Annotated in this window: 14 protein-coding genes and 4 tRNA genes; all 18 read left to right on the forward strand. The window is 54.5% G+C overall.

Going from position 1 to position 18,125, the window contains the following annotated elements:
- The first annotated feature begins 113 nt into the window (after positions 1 to 113).
- The 18 genes from birA (at position 114) to fusA (ending at position 18,124) form a co-directional block, all read left to right on the forward strand.
- The gene (birA, locus tag ALO43_RS18850) at positions 114 to 1,073 is read left to right on the forward strand and encodes a bifunctional biotin--[acetyl-CoA-carboxylase] ligase/biotin operon repressor BirA (RefSeq protein WP_054989204.1); all 960 of its coding nucleotides are present in this window, start codon (positions 114 to 116) and stop codon (positions 1,071 to 1,073) included.
- Complete coding sequence (locus ALO43_RS18855; RefSeq protein WP_054997914.1) at positions 1,063 to 1,812, forward strand: pantothenate kinase; 750 nt, start codon at positions 1,063 to 1,065, stop codon at positions 1,810 to 1,812. The genes birA and ALO43_RS18855 overlap by 11 nt, the downstream gene beginning before the upstream one ends.
- Positions 1,813 to 1,819: 7 nt before the next feature.
- Positions 1,820 to 2,248, forward strand: coding sequence for a hypothetical protein (locus tag ALO43_RS18860; RefSeq protein ID WP_005887062.1), 429 nt, complete (start codon positions 1,820 to 1,822; stop codon positions 2,246 to 2,248).
- Positions 2,249 to 2,390: 142 nt separating this feature from the next.
- A tRNA-Tyr gene (locus tag ALO43_RS18865) sits at positions 2,391 to 2,475 on the forward strand.
- A 24-nt stretch (positions 2,476 to 2,499) separates the two neighbouring features.
- A tRNA-Gly gene (locus ALO43_RS18870) sits at positions 2,500 to 2,573 on the forward strand.
- A gap of 26 nt (positions 2,574 to 2,599) precedes the next feature.
- A tRNA-Thr gene (locus ALO43_RS18875) sits at positions 2,600 to 2,675 on the forward strand.
- Between the two features lie 166 nt (positions 2,676 to 2,841).
- Positions 2,842 to 2,917: transfer RNA gene (locus ALO43_RS18880), tRNA-Trp, on the forward strand.
- Between the two features lie 46 nt (positions 2,918 to 2,963).
- Positions 2,964 to 3,332: a preprotein translocase subunit SecE gene (secE, locus tag ALO43_RS18885; RefSeq protein WP_005887064.1), complete on the forward strand. Its 369-nt coding sequence runs from the start codon at positions 2,964 to 2,966 to the stop codon at positions 3,330 to 3,332.
- 9 nt (positions 3,333 to 3,341) lie between these two features.
- Entirely contained in the window at positions 3,342 to 3,875 is a 534-nt protein-coding gene (nusG, locus tag ALO43_RS18890; protein ID WP_003186097.1) for a transcription termination/antitermination protein NusG, read from the forward strand.
- A 118-nt stretch (positions 3,876 to 3,993) separates the two neighbouring features.
- The gene (rplK, locus tag ALO43_RS18895; protein ID WP_002555500.1) at positions 3,994 to 4,425 is read left to right on the forward strand and encodes a 50S ribosomal protein L11; all 432 of its coding nucleotides are present in this window, start codon (positions 3,994 to 3,996) and stop codon (positions 4,423 to 4,425) included.
- Complete coding sequence (rplA, locus tag ALO43_RS18900; protein WP_003400443.1) at positions 4,425 to 5,120, forward strand: 50S ribosomal protein L1; 696 nt, start codon at positions 4,425 to 4,427, stop codon at positions 5,118 to 5,120. Before rplK ends, rplA begins: the two co-directional genes overlap by 1 nt.
- A 201-nt stretch (positions 5,121 to 5,321) precedes the next feature.
- Positions 5,322 to 5,822, forward strand: coding sequence for a 50S ribosomal protein L10 (rplJ, locus tag ALO43_RS18905; protein ID WP_005887072.1), 501 nt, complete (start codon positions 5,322 to 5,324; stop codon positions 5,820 to 5,822).
- Between the two features lie 79 nt (positions 5,823 to 5,901).
- Positions 5,902 to 6,267 (forward strand): 50S ribosomal protein L7/L12, encoded by a 366-nt coding sequence (gene rplL / locus ALO43_RS18910; protein ID WP_005768921.1) that lies wholly within the window; start codon positions 5,902 to 5,904, stop codon positions 6,265 to 6,267.
- A gap of 221 nt (positions 6,268 to 6,488) precedes the next feature.
- Positions 6,489 to 10,562: a DNA-directed RNA polymerase subunit beta gene (gene rpoB, locus ALO43_RS18915; RefSeq protein ID WP_005887074.1), complete on the forward strand. Its 4,074-nt coding sequence runs from the start codon at positions 6,489 to 6,491 to the stop codon at positions 10,560 to 10,562.
- A gap of 64 nt (positions 10,563 to 10,626) precedes the next feature.
- Positions 10,627 to 14,826: a DNA-directed RNA polymerase subunit beta' gene (gene rpoC, locus ALO43_RS18920; RefSeq protein WP_005887076.1), complete on the forward strand. Its 4,200-nt coding sequence runs from the start codon at positions 10,627 to 10,629 to the stop codon at positions 14,824 to 14,826.
- Positions 14,827 to 15,023: 197 nt separating this feature from the next.
- Complete coding sequence (gene rpsL / locus ALO43_RS18925) at positions 15,024 to 15,395, forward strand: 30S ribosomal protein S12 (RefSeq protein WP_002555494.1); 372 nt, start codon at positions 15,024 to 15,026, stop codon at positions 15,393 to 15,395.
- A gap of 122 nt (positions 15,396 to 15,517) precedes the next feature.
- Positions 15,518 to 15,988, forward strand: coding sequence for a 30S ribosomal protein S7 (gene rpsG, locus ALO43_RS18930; protein ID WP_004397077.1), 471 nt, complete (start codon positions 15,518 to 15,520; stop codon positions 15,986 to 15,988).
- A gap of 30 nt (positions 15,989 to 16,018) precedes the next feature.
- Positions 16,019 to 18,124, forward strand: a complete 2,106-nt coding sequence (gene fusA / locus ALO43_RS18935; protein ID WP_054997915.1) for an elongation factor G — start codon at positions 16,019 to 16,021, stop codon at positions 18,122 to 18,124.
- The last annotated feature ends 1 nt before the right edge of the window (position 18,125 follow it).

Consider the following 18,125-nt stretch of genomic DNA (forward strand, 5'->3'; position numbering starts at 1 on the left):
AGGGTTTTTGTTTTTATGGCATTCGCCATTTCTGCTTTGAAAACACGTTTTCGTTTCTATGCATCATGCCATTGCGTGGCTATGATGCGTGCCTTACTGCCGGGCGAATTTAAATGCTGACTTTGTTAACGCTTCTTGCTGATGGTGCATTTCATTCCGGCCAGGCTCTGGGCAAGACCTTGGGGGTGAGTCGCAGCGCCGTCTGGAAGCAGCTGCAGCAGGTTGAGGCCGATCTCGGTATTGCAGTTCACAAGGTGCGAGGCCGTGGGTATCGACTTGCGACGCCCATCTCTCTTCTTAGTCCCTCAGCCATAGAGAAAGCGGGCCTCCCTGCCGACTGGTCTGTCCGGACTTATGACTCAATTGACTCCACCAATGCCGAAGCAGTAAGGCTGATTGGTCAAGACGTTTCCATGCCCTTGCTTGTTCTTGCGGAACGGCAGACCTCCGGAAGGGGGCGGCGAGGCCGCAAATGGGTAAGTCCATTTGCTGAAAATCTATACTACAGCCTGGTCTTGCGAATTGACGGTGGTATGCGCCAGCTTGAAGGCCTCAGCTTGCTGGTAGGGCTCGCTGTGATGAATGTGCTGCGTGACATTGGAGTTCATGGTGCCGGCCTCAAATGGCCTAACGATGTGCTTGTGGGAAGACAAAAGATAGCCGGCATACTTCTAGAACTTATCGGTGACCCGGCAGATGTGTGTCACGTGGTCATCGGCATAGGGGTCAACGTCAATATGCGGGCTTCTGCCGAGGTTGATCAGCAGTGGACATCTGTACGGTTGGAGACAGGGCACTTTGTAGATCGAAACGATATTGCCGCTCGAATAAGCAGCCAATTGAATGCGCTGCTGGCTGTGCATCGTAAAGAGGGTTTTGCTGCTTTCCGGGAGGAGTGGGAGCAAGGTCATCTCTGGCAGGGCGCCAAGGTCACATTGCTCTCTGGCGTGGGGGCCGTTGAGGGGGTGGTATTGGGAATCGACTCGCTTGGAGCATTACGCTTGGAAGTCAGTGGTATAGAAAAAAGCTTTAGCGGTGGCGAGCTCAGCCTGAGGTTGCGTGATGATTCTTGAGCTCGATTGCGGCAACAGCTTCATCAAATGGCGGATAACGACCAGCGATCACGCAGTGATGGTCGGTGGTGGTGTAGTGGACTCGGACGCTGCCTTGCTTGAGAGTCTCGGCAAGCTTCCTGGGGTGCCGTTCAATCAGTGCCGCTTGGTCAGTGTTCGTAGCGCAGACGAAACGGCGAAGCTTGTTGCGCTGCTGATTGATGCCTTCTCGGTAACGCCCGTGTGCGCTGCTCCGGCGCGCCAGCTTGCGGGTGTGATCAACGGCTATGAAGATTTCGGGCGTCTGGGTCTGGATCGCTGGTTAGCTTTAGTGGGCGCCTATCATCTCGTTCGTCGCGCATGCCTGGTGATTGATCTGGGGACTGCGGTGACCTCTGATTTCGTCGATGCTACAGGAGGCCATCTTGGCGGGTTCATCTGCCCAGGCATGCCTCTGATGCGCAATCAATTGCGTACGCATACTCGCCGTATCCGCTATGACGATGTCGAGGCCGAAAAGGCTCTCGCTCATAGGGTGCCCGGACGTGCCACAGCGGAAGCAGTGGAGCGCGGTTGTTCTCTGATGCTCCGCGGGTTCGCTTTGACGCAGATCGAAATTGCACGCGGTTACTGGGGGGCTGACTTTGTTATCTTCGTGACTGGAGGTGATGCTGCGCTGGTTGCAGATGTGTTGCCAGAGGCTCGAATTGTTCCGGATCTGGTGTTTGTTGGCCTGGCTCTCGCTTGCCCTTTGCGCTGAGGTACTTATGCGTTGGTTATTTCTTCTCCTTTTGATGCTAAACGGCCTTTATTACGTATGGCACCAGCAAGAGGCTCCTCTCAGGGCAAAAGAGGTCATGCCCTTATCATTGCATAGCGCCCCACGGCAGGATATTCGACTACTGAGTGAGTCGGAGGGAGGCAAGGCAGTAGGTAGTCCCGAAGCAAAATGTCTGTATGTGGGTGGCTTCGCCAGGCAGGAAGAGGCTCGTCTGGTGGAGCAGCGACTGAATAGCCTTGATATTCAGTCGCAGTTTCGGCCCGTTCAGTCGGGTGGTTCTACGGTGTACTGGTTAAAAATCACCCCGGAAAGTCGGCGTCTTGTAGAGGCAGATACAATCAGCCGGTTGAGCCAGGATTTTCCCCTGTTAAAAAATCAAATAATGTCATGTGAGGGCATTGCAACTGCTGAGTAGTTTGCATAGAATGGCGCCCGCTTCGCAGTGAGGTGAAAGTCTCATTAACGAAGCTGCAGTAGTCAACGCATGTAACCTCAGGTTTTTACTGAGAAAAAGGTTGACAGAAGGGCAGCATGAGTTGAGAATGCTGCCTCGCTTAGGAGGGGTTCCCGAGCGGCCAAAGGGATCAGACTGTAAATCTGACGTCTACGACTTCGAAGGTTCGAATCCTTCCCCCTCCACCAGATTTAGCGCAAGCTGCAAATTGCGCGGGTATAGTTTAGTGGTAGAACCTCAGCCTTCCAAGCTGATGATGCGGGTTCGATTCCCGCTACCCGCTCCAAGCTTGCAGCTTATGCATTGTGATTTGCTCTTGTAGCTCAGTTGGTAGAGCACACCCTTGGTAAGGGTGAGGTCAGCGGTTCGAATCCGCTCAAGAGCTCCATTGCTAAAGGCAGATATGAAAATATCTGCCTTTGTTTTAGGTGGTTCGGTTGTGTTGGTCCGCCTGATGTCTTGTTTGGATTCTGCTTTTGGGGCAGGTTAATCCTGAATAAGTCATTGAAAAACTCTCGTCAGGTCAGCATAATGTTCGGCCTGATTTTGCTTTTAGGTCAGTAGCTCAATTGGCAGAGCGACGGTCTCCAAAACCGTAGGTTGGGGGTTCGATTCCCTCCTGACCTGCCAGATTTCCTAGATGTAATCTGGCTTTCTTTTCACAGGATCTCCGTAGATGAATCCCAAGGCTGAAGCATCAGACTCTCGCTTTGACTTGCTGAAGTGGCTCCTGGTAGTCGTTTTGGTTGTCGTGGGTGTTGTCGGTAATCAGTACTACTCTGCTGAGCCGATCCTGTACCGCGTTCTTGCTCTCCTTGTGATTGCCGCTGCTGCTGCTTTTGTAGCGCTGCAGACTGGCAAAGGTAAGGCTTTCTTCGTTTTGGCGAAAGAAGCCCGTGCAGAGATCCGTAAAGTCGTTTGGCCTACTCGCCAAGAAACCACGCAAACCACGTTGATCGTTGTGGCTGTTGTGCTGGTTATGGCGTTGCTGCTGTGGGGGCTAGATTCCCTGCTCGGCTGGCTTGTTTCCTTGATAGTTGGCTAAGGGTGTCCCGTGGCTAAGCGTTGGTACGTAGTGCATGCTTACTCGGGTTACGAGAAGCATGTCATGCGCTCGTTGGTCGAGCGTGTGAAGCTGGCAGGCATGGAAGATGGCTTCGGCGAAATTCTGGTTCCCACTGAAGAAGTGGTTGAAATGCGTAATGGCCAGAAGCGCAAAAGCGAACGCAAGTTCTTCCCTGGTTATGTGCTTGTACAGATGGATATGAATGAGGGTACTTGGCACTTGGTCAAGGACACTCCTCGTGTCATGGGTTTCATCGGCGGTACTGCCGATAAACCGGCACCGATCACCGACAAGGAAGCGGAAGCGATTCTGCGTCGTGTCGCTGACGGTAGCGACAAGCCGAAGCCGAAAACGCTGTTCGAGCCGGGTGAGGTTGTTCGCGTCACCGACGGTCCGTTCGCCGATTTCAACGGTACGGTTGAAGAAGTTAACTACGAAAAGAGCCGTATTCAGGTGGCGGTGCTCATTTTCGGACGCTCTACTCCGGTAGAGCTAGAGTTTAGCCAGGTCGAAAAGGTCTAGCTGAGCTGAAATCCCATACCCCGCAGCTTATAGGCTGTGGGGTTTTTTCGTCACTGGGATATACGTGTAAGTAACCGGGGAGCCTTTTTGGCGCTTGAACCCGTAATTGGAGTGCCTCATGGCCAAGAAGATAACCGCGTACATCAAGCTGCAAGTGAAAGCCGCTCAGGCTAACCCAAGCCCGCCAGTTGGTCCTGCTTTGGGTCAGCACGGTGTGAACATCATGGAATTCTGCAAAGCGTTCAACGCCCGTACCCAGGGTATCGAGCCAGGCTTGCCGACTCCAGTGATCATCACTGTATACAGCGACCGTAGCTTCACCTTCGAAACAAAAAGTACCCCTGCATCGGTTCTGCTGAAGAAAGCTGCAGGCTTGACCAGCGGCTCGGCTCGCCCGAACACCGTTAAAGTTGGCACCGTGACTCGTGCTCAGCTGGAAGATATCGCTAAAGCAAAAAATGCGGATCTGACTGCAGCTGACATGGAAGCGGCCGTGCGTACCATCGCCGGTTCCGCTCGTAGCATGGGCCTTAACGTGGAGGGTGTGTAATGGCTAAGCTGACCAAGCGTCAAAAGGCAATCGCCGAAAAAATCGAAGCTGGCAAGTCTTACAATTTCGTAGACGCCGCTGCGCTGCTCACTGAGCTGTCGACTGTCAAGTTCAGCGAGTCCATCGACGTCGCTGTCAACCTGGGTGTTGATCCTCGTAAATCCGACCAGGTTGTTCGTAGCGCTACCGTCCTGCCGCACGGCACCGGTAAAACTGTACGCGTTGCAGTTTTCACCCAGGGCCCGGCTGCTGAAGCTGCTCTGGCTGCAGGCGCTGATCGCGTTGGTATGGACGATCTGGCTGCTGAAATGAAAGCGGGCGATCTGAACTACGACGTCGTTATTGCTTCTCCTGATGCAATGCGTGTTGTTGGCCAGCTGGGTCAGGTTCTCGGTCCTCGTGGCCTGATGCCTAACCCTAAAGTCGGCACCGTTACTCCTGACGTCGCTAACGCCGTCAAGAACGCCAAGGCCGGTCAGGTTCGTTATCGCACCGACAAAAACGGCATCATTCACACTTCGGTTGGCAAGGTCGGTTTCGACGCTGTCAAGCTGAAGGAAAACGTTGAAGCCCTGATCGCTGATCTGAAGCGTATCAAGCCTGCTTCCTCGAAAGGTATTTACGTCAAGCGCATCACCCTGAGCACCACCATGGGCCCAGGCCTGGTCATCGACCAAGGTTCTCTGGAAGCGTAAGACAGAATGGCGCGGTGTTGTTTGCCGCGCTGTTTGAAAGATTGGGGTCCCTGCATGGCGGGGGCTATCCAAGACCGTAGGCGACGCAAGTCTTAAACCACAAGCCTACGCAGATGGTGCTCCCGGTTCCTTACCGAATCAGACACCAAAACGACATCTGGCTTCGGTCGGATGAAACGGTAACAAGCAGGAGTTAAACCCGTGGCAATTAAACTCGAAGACAAGAAGGCCATCGTCGCTGAAGTCAACGAGGCTGCCAAAGCTGGTCTGTCCGCTGTCGTGGCTGATGCCCGTGGTGTGACGGTTAGCGCAATGACCGGACTCCGTAAAGAGGCTCGTGAAGCTGGCGTTTACGTACGCGTTGTACGTAACACCCTGCTCAAGCGCGCTGTTGCTGACACTGAATTCAGTGTCCTCAACGACGTGTTCACCGGCCCGACCTTGATCGCGTTCTCCAACGAACATCCTGGCGCTGCTGCCCGTTTGTTCAAGGAATTCGCGAAAGGTCAGGACAAGTTCGAGATCAAGGCAGCTGCGTTCGAGGGCAAGTTCCTCGCAGCTAATCAGATCGACGTACTGGCAACCTTGCCGACCCGTAACGAAGCAATTTCTCAGCTGATGAGCGTGATTCAAGGCGCTACCAGCAAATTGGCTCGTACTCTGGCGGCTGTTCGCGACCAAAAAGAAGCAGCTGCAGCTTAAGGCTGAGTCAGATCTTTTCGCGTATTTTTGTTTATTTTGATGGTCGCGTAGGCCGTCCCCCAATTCAGGAAATTGAGTCATGTCTATCTCTCAAGACGATATCCTTAACGCCGTAGCTGAAATGTCCGTAATTCAGGTTGTAGAACTGATCAAGGCATTCGAAGAGAAGTTCGGCGTTACTGCTGCTGCCGGTTCTGCTGGTCCAGCCGCTGCTGCTGCTGTTGTTGAAGAACAAACTGAATTCAACGTCATGCTGCTGGAAGCTGGCGAGAAGAAAGTTAACGTGATCAAGGCAGTACGTGAGCTGACCGGTCTGGGCCTGAAAGAAGCCAAGGCAGTCGTTGACGGCGCTCCAGGCATCGTTCTGGAAGCTGTTGCCAAAGACGCAGCTGACAAAGCCAAAGCTACTCTGGAAGAAGCAGGCGCTAAAGTCGAGCTGAAATAAGCATCGATTTTGAGTGTCCAGCCCACGCGTTTAGCGAAAGGCTGATGGCTGGTGGCTTTTGCCACCGGCCTTTTTCCGTTATAGACGATTGGCGCGGTCAACGTTTATAGCGTGTGGTATCCACCGATGGCGGTGGCGCAAACCAAGGGGTTTGCAAGATTTTCTGGCTGCTTCCGTCGGGAGGGAGCCAAACAAGCAGGTGACCAAGCTGGGGAACGCTGATGGCTTACTCATATACTGAGAAAAAACGTATCCGCAAGGACTTTAGCAAGTTGCCGGACGTAATGGATGTGCCGTATCTCTTGGCCATCCAGCTGGATTCGTATCGCGAATTCCTGCAGGCGGGAGCGACCAAAGATCAGTTCCGCGACGTCGGTCTGCATGCAGCCTTCAAATCCGTTTTCCCGATCATCAGCTACTCCGGCAATGCTGCGCTGGAGTATGTAGGTTATCGCTTGGGCGAACCGGCATTTGATGTCAAGGAATGCGTGCTGCGCGGTGTGACTTACGCAGTACCTCTGCGAGTCAAGGTCCGTCTGATCATTTTCGACAAAGAATCGTCGAACAAAGCGATCAAGGACATCAAAGAGCAAGAAGTCTACATGGGTGAAATTCCCCTGATGACTGAAAACGGTACCTTTGTAATCAACGGCACCGAGCGCGTTATCGTGTCTCAGCTTCACCGTTCGCCTGGCGTATTCTTCGACCACGACCGTGGCAAGACTCACAGCTCCGGTAAGCTGCTTTACTCCGCGCGTATCATTCCTTACCGCGGTTCGTGGCTGGACTTCGAGTTCGATCCGAAAGACTGCGTATTCGTCCGTATCGACCGTCGTCGCAAGCTGCCTGCGTCCGTACTTCTGCGCGCTCTGGGTTACACCACCGAGCAAGTGCTCGATGCTTTCTATACCACCAACGTATTCCATGTGCGCGGTGAAAACCTCAGCCTGGAGCTGGTGCCTCAGCGCCTGCGTGGTGAAATTGCCGTTCTGGATATCCTGGACGACAAAGGCAAGGTCATTGTCGAGCAGGGGCGCCGTATCACTGCCCGTCACATCAATCAGCTGGAAAAAGCCGGGATCAAAGAGCTGGAAGTACCTCTGGACTACGTCCTGGGTCGTACGACTGCCAAGGTCATTGTGCATCCGGCCACTGGTGAGATCATTGCTGAATGCAACACCGAGCTGAACACTGAAATCCTGGGCAAGATCGCCAAGGCTCAGGTTGTCCGTATCGAGACGTTGTACACCAACGACATCGACTGTGGTCCGTTCGTCTCCGACACATTGAAGATCGACTCCACCAGCAACCAGCTGGAAGCCCTGGTCGAGATCTATCGCATGATGCGTCCTGGCGAGCCGCCTACCAAGGATGCAGCTGAAACGCTGTTCAACAACCTGTTCTTCAGCCCTGAGCGTTATGACCTGTCTGCTGTAGGTCGTATGAAGTTCAACCGTCGTATCGGTCGCACCGAAATCGAAGGTTCGGGCGTACTGTGCAAGGAAGACATCGTTGCGGTCCTCAAGACCCTCGTTGACATCCGTAACGGCAAAGGCATCGTCGATGACATCGACCACCTCGGTAACCGTCGTGTTCGTTGCGTAGGCGAGATGGCCGAAAACCAGTTCCGCGTAGGTCTGGTCCGTGTCGAGCGTGCGGTTAAAGAACGTCTGTCTATGGCAGAAAGCGAAGGCCTGATGCCTCAGGACCTGATCAACGCCAAACCGGTTGCGGCAGCGGTCAAGGAATTCTTTGGTTCCAGCCAGCTTTCCCAGTTCATGGACCAGAACAACCCGCTTTCCGAGATCACCCACAAGCGCCGTGTTTCTGCACTCGGCCCTGGTGGTTTGACTCGTGAGCGTGCTGGTTTTGAAGTTCGAGACGTTCACCCGACTCACTACGGGCGCGTGTGCCCTATCGAAACGCCGGAAGGTCCGAACATCGGCCTGATCAACTCCCTGGCGGCCTATGCCCGCACCAACCAGTACGGCTTCCTTGAAAGCCCGTACCGTGTGGTCAAGGAAGGTCTGGTCACCGAAGAGATCGTTTTCCTTTCAGCGATCGAAGAAGCTGACCACGTCATTGCACAGGCTTCGGCCGCAATGAACGACAAGCAAGAGCTGATCGACGAGCTGGTTGCCGTGCGTCACTTGAACGAGTTCACCGTCAAGGCGCCAGCCGATGTCACCCTGATGGACGTTTCGCCCAAGCAGGTTGTTTCGGTAGCCGCTTCGTTGATTCCGTTCCTCGAGCACGATGACGCCAACCGTGCATTGATGGGTTCGAACATGCAGCGTCAGGCTGTACCGACCTTGCGTGCCGACAAGCCGCTGGTTGGTACTGGCATGGAGCGCAACGTTGCACGCGACTCCGGCGTTTGCGTCGTGGCTCGTCGTGGTGGTGTGATCGATTCGGTTGATGCCAGTCGTATCGTGGTTCGCGTTGCCGATGACGAAGTTGAAACAGGTGAGGCGGGTGTAGACATCTACAACCTGACCAAATACACCCGCTCCAACCAGAACACCTGCATCAACCAGCGTCCGCTGGTCAGCAAGGGCGATCGCGTTCAGCGTAGCGACATCATGGCTGACGGCCCGTCCACCGATATGGGTGAACTGGCGCTGGGTCAGAACATGCGCATCGCGTTCATGGCCTGGAACGGTTTCAACTTCGAAGACTCCATCTGTCTTTCCGAGCGCGTTGTTCAGGAAGACCGCTTCACCACGATCCACATTCAGGAACTGACCTGCGTGGCTCGTGACACCAAGCTTGGGCCTGAGGAAATCACAGCTGACATCCCTAACGTGGGTGAAGCTGCTCTGAACAAGCTGGATGAAGCAGGTATCGTTTACGTAGGTGCCGAAGTTGGCGCTGGCGACATCCTGGTCGGTAAAGTCACTCCGAAAGGCGAGACCCAGCTGACTCCGGAAGAAAAACTGTTGCGCGCGATCTTCGGTGAGAAGGCCAGCGACGTTAAAGACACTTCCCTGCGCGTGCCAACCGGCACCAAAGGTACAGTGATTGACGTTCAGGTCTTCACCCGTGATGGCGTTGAGCGTGATGCACGTGCCCTGTCCATCGAGAAGTCGCAACTCGACGAGATCCGCAAGGACCTGAACGAAGAGTTCCGTATTGTCGAAGGCGCTACTTTCGAGCGTCTGCGTTCTGCGCTGGTGGGTCGTGTAGCGGAAGGCGGTGCTGGCCTCAAGAAAGGTCAGGAAATCACTAACGAAGTACTCGATGGTCTTGAGCATGGTCAGTGGTTCAAACTGCGCATGGCTGAAGACGCTCTGAACGAGCAGCTTGAAAAGGCTCAGGCCTACATCGTTGATCGTCGCCGTCTTCTGGATGACAAGTTCGAAGACAAGAAACGCAAACTGCAGCAGGGCGATGACCTGGCTCCAGGCGTTCTGAAAATCGTCAAGGTCTACCTGGCAATCCGTCGTCGCATCCAGCCGGGCGACAAGATGGCCGGTCGTCACGGTAACAAGGGTGTGGTCTCCGTGATCATGCCGGTTGAAGACATGCCGCACGATGCCAATGGCACGCCGGTGGACATCGTCCTCAATCCGCTGGGCGTACCTTCGCGTATGAACGTTGGTCAGATTCTCGAAACTCACCTTGGCCTCGCGGCCAAAGGTCTGGGCGAGAAGATCAACCGCATGCTCGAAGAGCAGCGTAAAGTGGCTGAGCTGCGCAAGTTCCTTAACGAGATCTATAACGAAATCGGCGGTCGTCAGGAAACCCTGGAAGACCTCACCGACAACGAGATTCTGGACCTCGCGAAGAACCTGCGTAACGGCGTACCGATGGCTACCCCGGTTTTCGACGGTGCCAAGGAAAGCGAAATCAAGGCAATGCTCAAACTGGCAGATATGCCGGAAAGCGGCCAGATGCAGCTGTTCGACGGTCGTACTGGCAACAAGTTTGAGCGCCCGGTAACGGTCGGCTACATGTACATGCTGAAGCTGAACCACTTGGTGGACGACAAGATGCACGCGCGTTCCACTGGTTCTTACAGCCTGGTTACCCAGCAGCCGCTGGGTGGTAAGGCACAGTTCGGTGGTCAGCGTTTCGGGGAGATGGAAGTGTGGGCGCTGGAAGCATACGGCGCGGCGTACACTCTGCAAGAAATGCTCACAGTGAAGTCGGACGATGTGAACGGTCGTACCAAGATGTACAAAAACATCGTGGACGGCGATCACCGTATGGAGCCGGGCATGCCCGAGTCTTTCAACGTGTTGATCAAAGAAATTCGTTCGCTCGGTATCGATATCGATCTGGAAACCGAATAACACGTGACGCGAATCGGGGGCAGGGCGGTATTGCCTGCTCCCCTGCTCCGCCAGGAGGAAAGCCTTGAAAGACCTACTGAATTTGCTGAAAAACCAGGGTCAAGTCGAAGAGTTCGACGCAATCCGTATCGGACTTGCATCGCCTGAGATGATCCGCTCTTGGTCGTTCGGTGAAGTTAAAAAGCCGGAAACCATCAACTACCGTACGTTCAAGCCTGAGCGTGATGGTCTGTTCTGCGCCAAGATCTTTGGCCCGGTAAAAGATTACGAGTGCCTGTGCGGTAAGTACAAGCGCCTGAAGCACCGTGGTGTCATCTGCGAAAAATGCGGTGTTGAAGTGGCCTTGGCCAAGGTTCGTCGTGAGCGCATGGCCCACATCGAACTGGCTTCACCAGTTGCCCACATCTGGTTCCTGAAATCGCTGCCGTCTCGTATCGGCTTGCTGATGGACATGACCCTGCGTGATATCGAACGCGTTCTCTACTTCGAGAGCTATGTCGTTATCGATCCAGGCATGACCACCCTCGAAAAGGGTCAGCTGCTGAACGACGAGCAGTATTTCGAAGCGCTCGAAGAGTTCGGTGATGATTTCGACGCCCGTATGGGTGCCGAAGCTGTCCGCGAACTGCTGCACGCTATCGATCTTGAGCACGAAATCGGCCGTCTGCGTGAAGAAATTCCGCAAACCAATTCCGAGACCAAGATCAAGAAGCTGTCCAAGCGTCTGAAGCTGATGGAAGCGTTCCAGGGTTCCGGCAACCTTCCTGAATGGATGGTGCTGACCGTTCTGCCGGTTCTGCCGCCAGATCTGCGTCCTCTGGTTCCGCTTGACGGTGGTCGTTTCGCGACCTCCGACCTCAACGATCTGTATCGTCGAGTGATCAACCGTAACAACCGTCTAAAGCGTCTGCTGGATCTGTCTGCTCCTGACATCATCGTGCGCAACGAAAAGCGTATGTTGCAGGAAGCAGTCGATGCACTGCTCGACAACGGTCGTCGTGGTCGTGCAATCACCGGTTCTAACAAGCGCCCTCTGAAATCCCTGGCTGACATGATCAAGGGTAAGCAGGGTCGTTTCCGTCAGAACTTGCTCGGTAAGCGTGTTGACTACTCGGGTCGTTCGGTAATTACCGTAGGTCCGACCCTGCGTCTGCACCAGTGCGGTCTGCCGAAGAAAATGGCTCTCGAGCTGTTCAAGCCGTTCATTTTCGGCAAGCTGGAAATGCGTGGCCTCGCCACGACCATCAAAGCTGCCAAGAAAATGGTCGAGCGCGAGCTGCCAGAGGTCTGGGACGTTCTTGCTGAAGTCATTCGCGAACACCCGGTGCTTCTGAACCGTGCGCCTACGCTTCACCGTCTGGGCATCCAGGCATTTGAACCGGTTCTGATCGAAGGTAAGGCTATTCAGCTGCACCCGCTGGTCTGTGCTGCGTACAACGCCGACTTCGACGGCGACCAGATGGCTGTTCACGTGCCTTTGACGCTGGAAGCTCAGCTCGAAGCGCGCGCGCTCATGATGTCGACCAACAACATTCTGTCGCCAGCCAACGGTGAGCCAATCATCGTTCCTTCGCAGGACGTTGTACTGGGTCTGTATTACATGACTCGCGAAGCGATCAACGCCAAGGGCGAAGGTCGTGTGTTTGCGGATCTGCAGGAAGTCGACCGCGTATTCCGCGCCGGCGAAGCGGCTCTGCACGCCAAGGTCAAGGTTCGTATCCACGAAACGGTCAACGACCGTGATGGTGGCAGCGTCAAGAACACTCGTATCGTCGACACTACTGTTGGCCGTGCGCTGCTGTTCCAGGTGGTTCCGGCCGGCCTGTCCTACGACGTCGTCAACCAGCCTATGAAGAAAAAGGCGATCTCCAAACTGATCAACCAGTGCTACCGCGTGGTTGGTTTGAAAGAGACCGTTATCTTCGCTGACCAGTTGATGTACACCGGTTTTGCCTACTCGACCATTTCGGGTGTTTCCATCGGCGTTAACGACTTCGTTATCCCTGATGAGAAAGCTCGCATCATCGACGCGGCCACCGAAGAAGTTAAAGAGATCGAAAGCCAGTACGCATCGGGCCTGGTTACTCAGGGCGAGAAGTACAACAAGGTAATCGACCTTTGGTCCAAGGCGAACGACGAAGTCTCGAAAGCGATGATGTCGAACCTGTCCAAAGAGCGTGTTATCGATCGTCACGGCGTCGAAGTTGATCAGGAATCCTTCAACTCGATGTACATGATGGCTGACTCCGGCGCGCGTGGTTCTGCTGCACAGATTCGTCAGCTGGCCGGTATGCGTGGTTTGATGGCCAAGCCTGATGGCTCCATCATCGAAACGCCGATTACTGCGAACTTCCGTGAAGGTTTGAGCGTACTTCAGTACTTCATCTCCACTCACGGTGCTCGTAAGGGTCTTGCGGATACTGCATTGAAAACCGCTAACTCCGGTTATCTGACTCGCCGTCTGGTAGACGTGGCTCAGGATCTGGTCGTTACCGAAGTGGATTGCGGTACCGAGCATGGCTTGCTGATGACTCCGCATATTGAAGGCGGTGACGTTGTAGAGCCGCTGGGTGAACGCGTATTGGGTCGAGTGATCGCCCGCGACGTATTCAAGCCGGGTACCGAAGAAGTCATCGTGCCTGCAGGTACGTTGGTCGACGAGAAGTGGGTCGAGTTCATCGAGCTGAACAGCATCGACGAAGTGATCGTTCGTTCGCCAATCAGTTGTGAAACCCGCTACGGCATCTGCGCCAAGTGCTACGGTCGCGACCTGGCTCGTGGTCACCAGGTCAACATTGGTGAAGCTGTCGGCGTAATTGCTGCACAGTCCATCGGTGAGCCGGGTACACAGCTGACAATGCGTACGTTCCACATTGGTGGTGCGGCAAGCCGGACTTCGGCAGCCGACAGCGTTCAGGTCAAGAATGGCGGTACCGTCCGTCTTCACAACCTGAAGCACGTCGAGCGTGTCGACGGTCATCTGGTAGCGGTATCCCGCTCTGGTGAGCTGGCAATCGCCGATGACTTCGGTCGCGAGCGCGAACGTTACAAACTGCCTTACGGTGCAGTGATTTCGGTGAAGGAAGGCGACAAGGTCGACGCTGGTTCGATCGTGGCCAAGTGGGATCCGCACACCCACCCAATCGTCACCGAGATGAAAGGTACTGTTACCTACGTTGGCATGGAAGAGGGCATCACGATCAAGCGTCAGACAGACGAACTGACCGGTATGACCAACATCGAAGTGCTCGACGCAAAAGACCGCCCGGCCGCTGGCAAGGACATTCGTCCTGCTGTGAAGATGGTAGGTCTGGATGGCAAGGATCTGCTGCTGCCAGGTACTGACGTACCGGCTCAGTACTTCCTGCCGGCTAACGCCCTGGTTGGTGTAGCTGACGGTGCGCAGATCGCGATCGGTGATGTTATCGCTCGTATTCCGCAAGAGACTTCGAAGACACGTGACATCACCGGTGGTCTGCCGCGTGTTGCCGACCTTTTCGAAGCACGTCGTCCGAAAGAGGCGTCGATCCTTGCAGAAGTCAGCGGTACCATCGCATTCGGTAAAGAGACCAAAGGCAAGCGTCGTCTGGTCATTACCCCGAACGATGGCAGCGATCCGTACGAAGAGCTGATTCCGAAGTGGCGTCACCTGAACGTCTTCGAAGGCGAACAAGTGAACCGCGGCGAAGTTATCTCCGACGGTCCTAGCGATCCACACGATATCCTGCGTTTGCTGGGTGTCAGTGCGCTGGCCAAGTACATCGTCAACGAGATTCAAGACGTATACCGTCTGCAAGGCGTGAAGATCAACGACAAGCACATCGAGACCATTCTGCGTCAGATGTTGCGTAAAGTTGAGATTGCCGAATCCGGCGATTCCAGTTTCATCAAGGGCGACCAGATGGAATTGACTCACGTCCTGGTAGAAAACGAGCGTTTGGGCGCAGACGACAAGTTTGTTTCCAAATTCACTCGCGTGTTGCTGGGTATCACCAAGGCATCGTTGTCCACCGAGTCGTTCATCTCCGCGGCCTCCTTCCAGGAGACAACCCGCGTACTGACCGAGGCGGCTGTGACAGGCAAGCGCGACTACCTGCGTGGCCTGAAAGAAAACGTGGTTGTGGGTCGTCTGATCCCGGCCGGTACCGGTCTGGCTTATCACAGCGAGCGCAAGCGTCGTCGTGAAATGGACAAACCGACCCGAGTCAGTGCAAGTGAAGTTGAAGCTGCCCTGACGGAAGCGTTGAACTCCAGCGGTAACTAAGACCAAAGCCTCGGCATTTTCTTCCGGCAACCCGCACATTTCGTGCAGGTTGCCGGGCGAGGCGGCCGGGGCTTTGTCTTGACTGGGCACAGGATCCTCTTTAGACTCTTGTACCCCTAAATTTGGCGGGGCGTTTGTCTCGTCAATTGCTTTTCTTGTAAGACAATAGCGTCGCAAGACAACAGTGGAGCTAGTAGATGGCAACTATCAACCAGCTGGTACGTCAGCCGCGTAAGCGTATCGTCGAGAAATCCGACGTGCCTGCGCTGCAGAACTGCCCGCAACGTCGCGGTGTTTGCACTCGTGTGTATACCACCACGCCGAAAAAACCTAACTCGGCATTGCGTAAAGTCTGCCGTGTTCGCCTGACCAACGGTTTCGAGGTTTCCTCGTACATCGGTGGTGAAGGTCACAACCTGCAAGAACACAGCGTGGTACTGATCCGTGGCGGTCGTGTAAAAGACTTGCCAGGTGTTCGTTATCACACCGTTCGTGGTTCTCTGGATACTTCCGGCGTTAAAGGCCGTAACCAGGGTCGCTCGAAATACGGTACCAAGAAGCCTAAGTAGTATTTGGCTTCTGTTTGAAATTGCAGATTTCTATTTTTCTGAGTCGATAAGAGTAAGGTCGGGCGCATCCTTTGTTGGATGGTGGTCCCGAGCTAACCTGAAGACCGTTTGAGGGCTTATCCATGCCAAGAAGACGCGTAGCAGCCAAGCGCGAAGTGCTTGACGATCCAAAATACGGCAGCCAGATCCTGGCCAAGTTCATGAACCACGTAATGGAAAGCGGCAAAAAAGCCGTTGCCGAGCGTATCGTTTATGGCGCGCTGGAAAAGGTTAAAGAACGCAAGAACAGCGACCCCCTGGAAATCTTCGAGAAAGCTCTCGACGCCATCGCTCCGCTGGTCGAAGTGAAGTCGCGCCGTGTAGGCGGTGCTACTTACCAGGTTCCTGTCGAAGTTCGTCCGTCCCGTCGTAATGCTCTGGCAATGCGTTGGCTGGTAGACTTCGCGCGCAAGCGCGGTGAGAAGTCTATGGCTCTGCGTTTGGCTGGCGAACTGATGGACGCCGCCGAAGGTAAAGGTGCTGCGGTCAAGAAGCGTGAAGACGTGCACCGTATGGCCGAGGCCAACAAGGCTTTCTCGCACTACCGCTTCTAATTTCAGCGTCACTATATTTGCGAGGGCTTTATGGCTCGTACTACTCCGATTAGCCGTTACCGTAACATCGGTATCGTCGCTCACGTGGATGCTGGTAAAACCACCACCACCGAGCGCGTCCTTTTTTACACCGGCAAAAGCCACAAAATGGGCGAGGTGCATGACGGCGCCGCGACCACGGACTGGATGGTTCAGGAGCAGGAGCGTGGTATTACCATTACTTCTGCTGCTATCACTGCCTTCTGGCAGGGTTCCGAGAAGCAACACAAAGACCAATACCGTTTCAACGTTATTGACACCCCGGGCCACGTAGACTTCACCATTGAAGTTGAGCGTTCCCTGCGTGTACTCGACGGCGCGGTCGTTGTGTTCTGCGGTACTTCCGGTGTAGAGCCTCAGTCCGAAACCGTATGGCGTCAAGCCAACAAATACGGCGTTCCACGTATCGTCTACGTGAACAAGATGGACCGTGCCGGTGCTAACTTTCTGCGCGTAATCGCTCAGATCAAGCAGCGTCTGGGTCACACTCCGGTGCCTATTCAGTTGGCCATCGGTGCTGAAGACAACTTCCAGGGTCAAATCGACCTGATGGCTATGGAAGCTGTTTACTGGAATGACGCTGACAAAGGCATGGTTCCTGTTCGCAAGCCTATCCCTGCTGAAATGCAGGAACTGGCTGATGAATGGCGCGCCAATATGGTTGAGGCTGCAGCCGAAGCCAACGAAGAGCTGATGAACAAGTATCTTGAAGGTGAAGAACTCACCAACGAGGAAATCAAGGCCGCTCTGCGTCAGCGTACTATCGCTGGTGAGATCGTTCTTGCTGTTTGCGGTTCTTCATTCAAGAACAAGGGTGTTCCCCTGGTTCTCGACGCCGTGATCGACTACCTGCCGGCTCCAATTGACATTCCAGCTATCAAGGGTACCGACCCTGATAACGAAGAAATTCAGATGGAGCGTCATGCGGACGACAGCGAGCCGTTCTCGGCTTTGGCGTTCAAGATTGCTACCGACCCATTCGTGGGTACTTTGACCTTTGTCCGTGTTTACTCGGGCGTGTTGGCATCCGGCGACGGCGTGATCAACTCGGTCAAAGGCAAAAAAGAGCGTGTGGGTCGTATGGTGCAGATGCACGCAAACGCTCGCGAAGAGATCAAGGAAGTACGCGCTGGCGACATCGCGGCCCTGATCGGCATGAAGGACGTCACCACTGGTGAAACCTTGTGCAACGCTGACAAGCCAATCATCCTGGTTCGCATGGACTTCCCGGAGCCGGTTATTTCGGTCGCCGTTGAGCCGAAGACCAAGGATGACCAGGAAAAAATGGGTATTGCACTGGGCAAACTTGCTCAGGAAGACCCGTCTTTCCGCGTCAAGACTGATGAAGAGACTGGTCAAACGATCATCTCTGGCATGGGCGAGCTCCACTTGGACATCCTGGTTGACCGGATGCGCCGTGAGTTCAACGTCGAAGCCAACATCGGCAAGCCTCAGGTTTCCTATCGTGAGCGCATCACGAAGAATTGTGAAATCGAAGGCAAGTTCGTTCGTCAATCCGGCGGTCGTGGCCAGTTTGGTCATTGCTGGATCCGTTTTGCGCCTGCTGACGAAGGTCAGGAAGGTCTGCAATTCGTAAACGAAGTGGTAGGTGGTGTTGTTCCGAAGGAATACATCCCGGCTATCCAGAAGGGTATCGAAGAGCAGATGAAGAACGGTGTTGTTGCCGGTTATCCGCTGATCGGCCTGAAGGCTACCGTGTTTGATGGTTCCTACCATGACGTCGACTCGAACGAGATGGCGTTTAAGGTGGCTGCTTCCATGGCGACCAAGCAACTGGCCCAGAAGGGCGGTGGTGAGTTGCTTGAGCCGATCATGGCGGTAGAGGTTGTTACGCCTGAAGACTATATGGGTGACGTGATGGGCGACCTTAACCGTCGTCGCGGCATGATCTTGGGTATGGAAGATACGGTTTCCGGTAAAGTGATTCGTGCCGAGGTTCCGTTGGGTGAGATGTTCGGTTATGCGACTGACGTTCGCTCCATGTCCCAGGGTCGCGCAAGCTACTCTATGGAATTCAAAAAATACAATGCAGCTCCGTCGCACGTCGTCGAAACTGTAACCAAAAAACAAGGCTGAT

It is taken from the genome of Pseudomonas tremae (assembly GCF_001401155.1).
GTDB classification, from domain to species: domain Bacteria; phylum Pseudomonadota; class Gammaproteobacteria; order Pseudomonadales; family Pseudomonadaceae; genus Aquipseudomonas; species Aquipseudomonas tremae.